This is a genomic window from Pseudomonas sp. MD330_10 (assembly GCF_042610415.1).
In the GTDB taxonomy this organism is placed as follows: domain Bacteria; phylum Pseudomonadota; class Gammaproteobacteria; order Pseudomonadales; family Pseudomonadaceae; genus Aquipseudomonas; species Aquipseudomonas rhodesiae.
Window position 1 is genome coordinate 1 of sequence record NZ_JBHGZU010000052.1, and the last position, 456, is coordinate 456.

A 456-nucleotide genomic window follows, 5' to 3' on the forward strand; every position below is an offset into this window, starting at 1 on the left:
CTGCAGGTGGAGCAGGTCTTTAAAGTCGGCGATGACGTCGCGCTGGTCGAACCGGTTTCTTCAAAAAAGCCCAACGCGGTTGTTGCCCAGTGTGATGCCCAGGGCTCGTTAACCCTGGTGCACCTGTTCGAAAGCACCCGCTTCGTCCCCATCGGCAACACGCCGGTGATGCTTCAAGCCTTGGCCGCCGATGGCAGCACGATGGGCGCGCCCCAGCATCACACCATCGGCCCCAGCGGCATTCTTGAACTCAAGGAGTGCACCCGCGACCAGGCCTACCAGATCACCTTTTATCCCAACGTTTCCCAGGACCACGTCAAGGCGCTGTATGCGTCTTATCAGGCGGTGATCGCGGGGCTGGAAACGGACCTGCGCGATGAATGGGCAAAGACCTTCAAACCCCGCTGGGACGATTTTTCCCACGCCACCGCGCTTGAGCGCAGCGCCATGCAGGGC

At 61.0% G+C, this 456-nt stretch carries 1 protein-coding gene; it reads left to right on the forward strand.

Features of this window, described 5'->3' with window-relative positions:
- Positions 1-456: hypothetical protein (locus ACFZPT_RS26570; protein ID WP_379555944.1), on the forward strand; the 456-nt coding region annotated here is incomplete at both ends.